Origin of the sequence: Microcoleus sp. PH2017_28_MFU_U_A (genome assembly GCF_020738035.1) — a bacterium.
Taxonomy (GTDB): Bacteria; Cyanobacteriota; Cyanobacteriia; order Cyanobacteriales; family Microcoleaceae; genus Microcoleus.
Window position 1 is genome coordinate 51,443 of sequence record NZ_JAEQCX010000045.1, and the last position, 6,877, is coordinate 58,319.

8 protein-coding genes and 1 pseudogene are annotated in these 6,877 nt (G+C 48.4%); 5 read left to right on the forward strand and 4 right to left on the reverse strand.

From position 1 onward, the window contains the following. Positions 1–73 precede the first annotated feature (73 nt). The 4 genes from JGK14_RS10885 to JGK14_RS10900 all read left to right on the forward strand — a co-directional run bounded on the left by JGK14_RS10885 (position 74) and on the right by JGK14_RS10900 (position 4,500). Positions 74–1,207 carry a cob(I)yrinic acid a,c-diamide adenosyltransferase gene (locus tag JGK14_RS10885; RefSeq protein ID WP_293179654.1) on the forward strand — a complete coding sequence of 378 codons (1,134 nt, stop codon included), beginning with the start codon at positions 74–76 and terminating at the stop codon, positions 1,205–1,207. A 461-nt stretch (positions 1,208–1,668) separates the two neighbouring features. Beyond that, positions 1,669–3,657, forward strand: coding sequence for a calcium-binding protein (locus tag JGK14_RS10890; RefSeq protein WP_293206622.1), 1,989 nt, complete (start codon positions 1,669–1,671; stop codon positions 3,655–3,657). Between the two features lie 338 nt (positions 3,658–3,995). After that, the gene (locus JGK14_RS10895; RefSeq protein ID WP_293212609.1) at positions 3,996–4,235 is read left to right on the forward strand and encodes a DUF6883 domain-containing protein; all 240 of its coding nucleotides are present in this window, start codon (positions 3,996–3,998) and stop codon (positions 4,233–4,235) included. Between the two features lie 10 nt (positions 4,236–4,245). Then, a complete protein-coding gene (locus tag JGK14_RS10900) occupies positions 4,246–4,500 on the forward strand; it encodes a DUF4926 domain-containing protein (RefSeq protein WP_325315053.1) in 255 nt (84 codons plus the stop codon). A gap of 113 nt (positions 4,501–4,613) precedes the next feature. On the opposite strand, the gene JGK14_RS10905 is transcribed toward JGK14_RS10900, so the two are convergent. The 4 genes and pseudogenes from JGK14_RS10905 to petN all read right to left on the reverse strand — a co-directional run bounded on the left by JGK14_RS10905 (position 4,614) and on the right by petN (position 6,124). Beyond that, on the reverse strand, positions 4,614–4,802 hold the full coding sequence (locus JGK14_RS10905; protein ID WP_293179667.1) for a CsbD family protein: 189 nt from the start codon (positions 4,800–4,802) through the stop codon (positions 4,614–4,616). 96 nt (positions 4,803–4,898) lie between these two features. Continuing rightward, positions 4,899–5,125 (reverse strand): annotated as a pseudogene (locus JGK14_RS10910) (DUF167 domain-containing protein). Between the two features lie 75 nt (positions 5,126–5,200). Beyond that, the gene (locus JGK14_RS10915; RefSeq protein ID WP_293179670.1) at positions 5,201–5,794 is read right to left on the reverse strand and encodes a DJ-1/PfpI family protein; all 594 of its coding nucleotides are present in this window, start codon (positions 5,792–5,794) and stop codon (positions 5,201–5,203) included. Positions 5,795–6,034: 240 nt separating this feature from the next. Further along, a complete protein-coding gene (petN, locus tag JGK14_RS10920) occupies positions 6,035–6,124 on the reverse strand; it encodes a cytochrome b6-f complex subunit PetN (RefSeq protein WP_071883976.1) in 90 nt (29 codons plus the stop codon). Positions 6,125–6,206: 82 nt separating this feature from the next. On the opposite strand from petN, the gene JGK14_RS10925 reads away from it, so the two are divergent. Next, entirely contained in the window at positions 6,207–6,707 is a 501-nt protein-coding gene (locus JGK14_RS10925) for a hypothetical protein (protein ID WP_293179673.1), read from the forward strand. Positions 6,708–6,877 lie beyond the last annotated feature (170 nt).

Sequence of the window (6,877 nt, forward strand, 5' to 3'; positions counted from 1 at the left end):
GAATGGAAATATTAAACATTCAATGGGTGCGATCGGATACCCACCCCGAGACAGACTCAAATAACTGCGGATTATGGTAAGGAATGGCATTGGTATTCGGACAGCGTCATCTCGCTCAGAACGCATCGCGGGTCAGATTCACGTCTACGACGGCGCTGGTAAAGGCAAGTCTCAGGCAGCTTTGGGAGTAGTGTTGCGCTCGATCGGGCTGGGTATTAATTCTGACTCGCCCACGCGAGTCTTGTTGCTGCGATTTTTGAAAGGGCCCGGCCGCTCCTACGACGAAGACGGGGCAATAGAAGCCCTGCAACGGGCATTTCCCCACTTGATCGATCAAGTGCGTACCGGCAGAGCCGAATATTTTGGGGCCGAAGCAATCACCCGCTTCGATCGCACAGAAGCCCAGCGAGGCTGGGATATCGCCAAAGGAGCGATCGCCAGCGAGCTTTATTCTGTAGTAGTTCTAGATGAACTAAACCCCGTATTGGACTTGGGTTTGCTGCCAGTGGACGAAGTAGTCCAAACCCTCAAAAACAAACCAGAATATTTAGAAGTAATCGCCACTGGCCGAGCGGCCCCCGAAGCTTTGCTGGATATTGCCGACTTGCACTCAGAAATGAAGCCCCACTATCACCCCGCAGCGGCCGAACACAATATTTCAGGTATCGAAATATACACAGGAGCGGGCAAAGGCAAATCTACGAGCGCATTGGGGAAAGCTTTGCAGGCAATAGGTAAGGGTATCAGCCAAGACCAATCTCACCGCGTCTTAATTGTACAATGGCTCAAAGGTGGTAGTGGCTATACAGAAGATGCGGCGATCGCAGCTTTGCGGCAAAGTTACCCCCAGTTAGTAGACCACCAGCGGTGTGGCCGAGATGCTATAGTTTGGCGGGGGCAACAGCAAGAGTTAGATTGCATCGAGGCAGAACGCGGCTGGGAAATCGCCAAAACGGCGATCGCCAGCGGCTGGTATAAAACGATCATTCTCGACGAACTCAATCCAACAGTAGACTTAGAACTGCTGCCGGTAGAGCCGATCGTCGAAGCCCTGCTGCGAAAGCCCCGCGATACAGAAATCATTATCACCGGGCGCTGCCACAAACCCCATGGTTACTTTGACTTGGCAAGCGTACACTCGGAGGTATACTGTCACAAACACTACGGCGATCGGGGCGTAGAACTAAAGCGGGGTGTAGACTTTTAGACCCCAGAGCGGTGCGGAGTTCAATCCGAGCCAGAATTATTTAAAGACGGCCCTGCCTGGGAAACCGGAAATTGCCACAAAGCGTTGTAACCAAGTAACCAATCTCTCACTTTTCTTTGTCTGGCGATCGCCCGATCGACCCTTGTTAATCTTTAATTTCCTTCCCCGGAGGCGATCCCCGAGCGCCAATCCAGAATGGAACATTAAGAATGTGAGCCGCGTCTTCTTGAGCGTGAGCACATGAGACATTGCACAAGGATTATTAAAGGGTGAAGACATTGAAAATAAAAGCTTACAAGCAAAAAGTCCGCGAGGGAGAAAGTCTAGACAGGGTTAACACCAGTAGGCTAGACTTGCGGCTGGCAAACAGGTTAAACTACAGCGGCATCCAAACATTCGGTGTTCTAGGCAGTGTCTGTAGTCGCACAAGCGATGACCAACAAGTAGAGGAGTGAAGCTGTATGACAACGTTAACTGACAATTCCGATCAAACTAATTTAAACACTCCGGGACTGGGCCCGGATACAATCTTTGCCGGAGCGGGGGGGGATTTAATTACAACTTCTACCCTCGGCGGCAGCTTAATATTTGGCGAACGCGATAACGATACTCTAATTTCCGTCGGCCCCAACGATAGCCTATACGGTGGCCCTGACGAAGATTCATTAGTAGGCCAGCGCGAGCGGGTTTTCCTGTCGGGCGATGGAGGCAGTGACACCGTAATTGCTCAAAGCCGGAATTCGACGCTGTTGGGCGGTGCGGGAGATGACTTGCTCCAAGGCACTGTCGATGGCAACCTGATGTTTGGTAATCAGGGTGCAGATACGATGCTAGGAGGCGCCCTCGGAAGAGACACCCTCTACGGTGGCAAGGACAATGACTCCCTCGGCTTCTTCATCGCAGGCGGCGGCAACAACCTCGGTCTTCGCATCGGCGGCAGTGCCGGTGGCAATCAAGGCAGCAACTACCTGCGCGGAGACTTGGGCGACGACTTTATTGTAGGTATCAATCAGAAAGATACTCTGATCGGCGGTAAAGGCAACGACACAATATACGGTGTGGCCAGCAACAGCTATCTTTCCGGCGACCTAGACAACGACACCTTAGTCATTCTAAACAGTACCCAGTCGAGTCCGTTTTCTTCGAGCGTCATCACGATCGGCATTGAGAAAACCACTTTGCTCGGCGGTGAGGGCAACGATTCTCTCCTAGGCGGTATCGGCGACTTTGGTACCGGCAAAAACTTGTTGGACGGCGGTGCTGGTAACGACACGATCACGGTTTATGCTACTCAGGATACGGCATTGGGAGGCGCTGGTGACGACTTCATCAAGTCCTCTACGGTGTCTGCACTTTCCAGCGTAGGCGCGTCGAGTTCATTTCCAGGCTTCGCGGGTCGCAACTTGCTCAATGGCGAAGATGGTAACGACACGATCGTTGCAGCTTTTGCGAGTGATAGCATGATCGGTGGCGGTGGCAATGACAGCTTGAGCGGCATCTTTAATCAAGCCTTCGGTGGAGATGGCAACGATACGATCGATGCCACCACTTTTGCGATCGGTACTACTACTGCGCTGATTACTCTTGACGGCGGCCTGGGTGACGATCTGTTACTTGGCAACACCAGCACTAATCTTACTACCACCGGCACCGTCACAAACTTCATGAACGGTGGTGAAGGAAGTGACACGATCGTGTTTGGTAGCAGACGCGATCGATTGGTTGGCTCTTTTGCTGGTAACGACTTTATCTCCTACGCCACCAGTGTCAACTTTGCCGGTGCCACATCGACAAACCTCATTACCGATACCTTAGGTTCCAACTTCATCATTGGCGGCAACGGTACTGATGTCATCACTACCGGTGCTGGCGACGACATACTGTTCGGCGGCCCCGGCAGTCTTCCTACTGGATCGACATCTGACGGGGACGACACCTTAAATGCCGGCGGCGGAAACGACACGCTGTTGGGCGGCTTTGGGAACGACTATTTGCTCGCAGGAGACGGCAACGACTCTCTCGGTGGCGGGCCCGGTGCAGACACGCTGATTGGCGGCGCCGGCAATGACAGCTTCTACTACAACAACTTCGGCGAGGGCGTCACGATCAACGCCAACGGTAGCCTGGGTAGCAGCCCAGACCAAATCGGCGATTTTGAAGTCGGCCGTGACAAGTTAGTATTGAACTTCGATTCCTTCCTATTGCCACCATTTGACAATAGTCTGCCGAATCGACCTTCTTCCAGGGCGTTCTTACAGGTGGAAACCGGGACTTACAACAACGATCTGACTCCCGCAGGAGCGACTCCAGGACAAGCAGTCCTCGTTTACGAAGGTTCCACAGGTCGCTTGCTGTACGACAGAGACGGTGCTGGCGGCCAAGCACCAATTCAACTGGCACTGCTGAACGGCCGACCAGGCTTGACGGCGACTGATATTACCCTGATTTAATTTAGGTGGCAGCGGGTGGGAGTCGGTTTGGAAAAAGCCGTAGCGTAGCGGGGCGTAAGCCATCGCCCGCGCCAACTCTAAAAACTAATTGTGCTATGTTTCCAGCTAGGGATATGAATCCCTAGCTTTTTTATTGCATGGGGAATTGGGAATTGGGAATAGGGAATAGGGCATTGGGCGGAGCGAAGCGGAGGGATGGGGCATCGGGCTTTTATAACATTGGCATTAAAAGGAAGGGCAGATTCACCGATCGATTTTGCCACCAATCAATCATTCCTTAAACTAAGAGGGCCCAAGCCCAACAACATACCTCATATGGGAGCTCGAACCGCTATATTTTGTTTGCCAGTAAGTTAGGCATTACCCTAGAAAATGCTGAAATGCTCAAACAGGCTTTAAAAGAAGCTGCTATTAACGAAGATGTTGTTATTCAGAAAAACAATGAATACGGAACACATTACAACATGAAATTCTTGCTGAAAACCGAAGTAGGTGAATCTCTGATTCTAGCAGCTTGGATCGTCCGCTCAGGTGAAACTTTCCCCAGATTGACAAGTTGTTATCCCGTCAAAAAGTGAGGTAAAAACAATGAAAAAAATTAAATACCTAGATATTGTTGCTTTAACTGAAGATTTAGAAGCAACCCATTTTGAAACAAAACAAATCATTAAATTATATAAAGGACAAGTGGGAACAGTGGTGATGGAATTTGATGGCAGTGCTTTTGAGGTAGAATTTTCTCAACAAGATGGCACAACTTATGCAATGGAAACAATCCTCGCTACAAAATTAATGCTTTTACATTACGAGTTAGTAGAATCTGTAGGGGCAGTTAGCCGATAGATTTTGCCAGCAATGATTTTTCTAATCTACAAAAAGTATCTCTAAAAAAAATCCCGCAAATGATATGTTGTTTGCGGGATTTAGTAGGCAGGAAACTTGTAGGAGGAAATACTTTATGCTCGGTCTACAATCTCTTTGGCTTTATCTTTGAGGTCTTCTTTCATGTGAATTGCTGATGCTTCGTCCTGCTTGGCTTGACCTTCTAATTTATCTTTCTGGTTGCCTGTAACTTCGCTCACAGCTTCTTGAATTTTGCCTTCAATATTCTTGGCAGTTGCTTCGACTCTATTTTCAATGGTCATAATTTTTTCTCCTAACCTTACAACTACTACTGTATAAATTAAAAGCTGAGTCTTAATCTATCTTGAGAAAGATTTAGATATCTATCTAAAGATTGGTTAAATCGGAACTTCGACAAGTTTATTGCGGGAGGAAAGACCGGATTTAATTGCGATCGCCGATTTGGGCACTTTAAACTTTTTCGCCAACAGCACGATTAACTCTGCTTATTGGCTTTTCCATCCACGGGCGGGGATTTGAGGTGTACTGTCAGGCTGCCGTCTGGTTGCTCTTGGATGCTTTGCTGTTTGGAATTAGGTTTAACTTTGACTGCAAAATTTTTCATGTGACTAACAACTCAATAACTAATAACCAATAACCAATAACCAATAACCAATAACTAATAACTAATAACCAATAACTAATGACTATCTGAATGTTCGATTTTAGTTCCCAAAACTTTGAGAAATTCAGCCAGCCAGTTAGGATGTGCAGGCCATGCGGGGGCTGTGACTAAATTGCCATCGACTACGGCTTCGGTAACGGGAACTTCGGTATATTTGCCACCGGCCCGGAGTATGTCGGGGCTGCAAGCTGGATATGCGGTGCAGCGTTTGCCTTCGAGTACGCCGGCGGCGGTGAGGACTTGCAATCCGTGACAAATAGATGCGATCGGCTTTTTGCTGTTGGCAAAGTAGCGGGTAATTTGCAGCACTTGTTCATTGAGGCGGATGTATTCTGGCGATCGTCCTCCAGGGATAATCAAAGCGTCGTAGTCTGCGGCGTTAATTTCGTCAAAAGTTGCGTTTAAAGTAAAGTTGTGACCGGGTTTTTCGCTGTAGGTTTGATCGCCTTCAAAGTCATGAATTGCGGTGCGAATTGTTTGACCTGCGGCTTTGTCGGGGCAGACTGCATGGACGGTGTGACCTACCATTTGCAATGCTTGGAATGGAACCATTACTTCGTAGTCTTCTACAAAGTCGCCGACTAGCATTAAGATTTTTTTGGCAGTCATTTTTGTAAGTCCTGTTATTTTGATTTGCTTAAATAGCAATAGGCTTTAGATAAGGCTGATCCCCCCTAGCCCCCCTTAAAAAGGGGGGAACAAGAAGGTGCTGCGAAGTCCCCCTTTTTAAGGGGGATTTAGGGGGATCTCCGAGGAATAAACAGTTTTAACCCAAGCGTATTTGCTTAAATAGGATTAAAAAAAAATGCAGGGCAGTTAAAAAGCCTGCCCCGCCAGCTATTCTGGAATTTAGAAACCGTTGCGGCCCCAAATTACCATTGAAATTGAGAAGGAGAACAAAACTAGCACCGAAACCCAACCGAGTGACAAAATATCCATAGCTATTTATTGAACAAACTGTACAAAGTGACTCCAAAGCTTATCATAAGTCAATTTGAGCTATTTTTGAAATGAGGGCGCTGTGAAGGACTCGTCAAATTTTAGTCCCGCTGAGCGGGTAGAATCTTTGAAAGCAGCGAGTGTTGCTGCTTTTTCTTGTTTGCTGGCTTTTGGGTCGATCGCCCTTGTTAACAGCTTAATCTTAGCCCAGAGGTGGGATGCTCTGGCGGGTTTGCAGGTCAGGGAATTTGGCCTAAATTTTGGATTCAAAGGATTGATGGCATTTTTGGGCGGTTTTTTGTTCGGCGTGACTTACCGCTATGCGATTCGCTGCGATACTAACCGGCAGCTTAAATCTGGGGTGGTGTTGGCTTTTGGGTTGGTGCGGGCTTTTGGACAGTTGGATGCTGAATTGTCTTTTGAGGCGGGGAAAATGCCGGGTTTGCAGGAGTTATTACCGTTTGCGGTGGTTGGGGTCGAGAGTGTGGTATTGTTTGCGATCGCAGGTTTGGTGTTGGATTGGGCGATCGTCTTTGAGGGCTTCGCTAACGGGCGATCGTTGATTAAACCTTTTGATTCTTGAGTGCGATCGGATTTTACTCAAATCAGGCAGAATTTTTTTGAACAGGCAAGATGCCTGTTCCACAAGCAGTAAATTATCTTGTGGGGTGGGCTTCTAGCCCGCCCAGAATTTTTTTGAACAGGCAAGATGCCTGTTCCACAAGCAATGAATTATCTTGTGGGGTGGGCTTC

What these genes read in the sequence shown, in the direction of transcription:
- JGK14_RS10885 (WP_293179654.1), top strand. Translation starts at nt 74, where the DNA reads ATGGTAAGGAATGGCATTGGTATTCGGACAGCGTCATCTCGCTCAGAA.
- JGK14_RS10890 (WP_293206622.1), top strand. Translation starts at nt 1,669, where the DNA reads ATGACAACGTTAACTGACAATTCCGATCAAACTAATTTAAACACTCCG.
- JGK14_RS10900 (WP_325315053.1), top strand. Translation starts at nt 4,246, where the DNA reads ATGAAAAAAATTAAATACCTAGATATTGTTGCTTTAACTGAAGATTTA.
- JGK14_RS10905 (WP_293179667.1), bottom strand. Translation starts at nt 4,802, where the DNA reads ATGACCATTGAAAATAGAGTCGAAGCAACTGCCAAGAATATTGAAGGC.
- JGK14_RS10915 (WP_293179670.1), bottom strand. Translation starts at nt 5,794, where the DNA reads ATGACTGCCAAAAAAATCTTAATGCTAGTCGGCGACTTTGTAGAAGAC.
- petN (WP_071883976.1), bottom strand. Translation starts at nt 6,124, where the DNA reads ATGGATATTTTGTCACTCGGTTGGGTTTCGGTGCTAGTTTTGTTCTCC.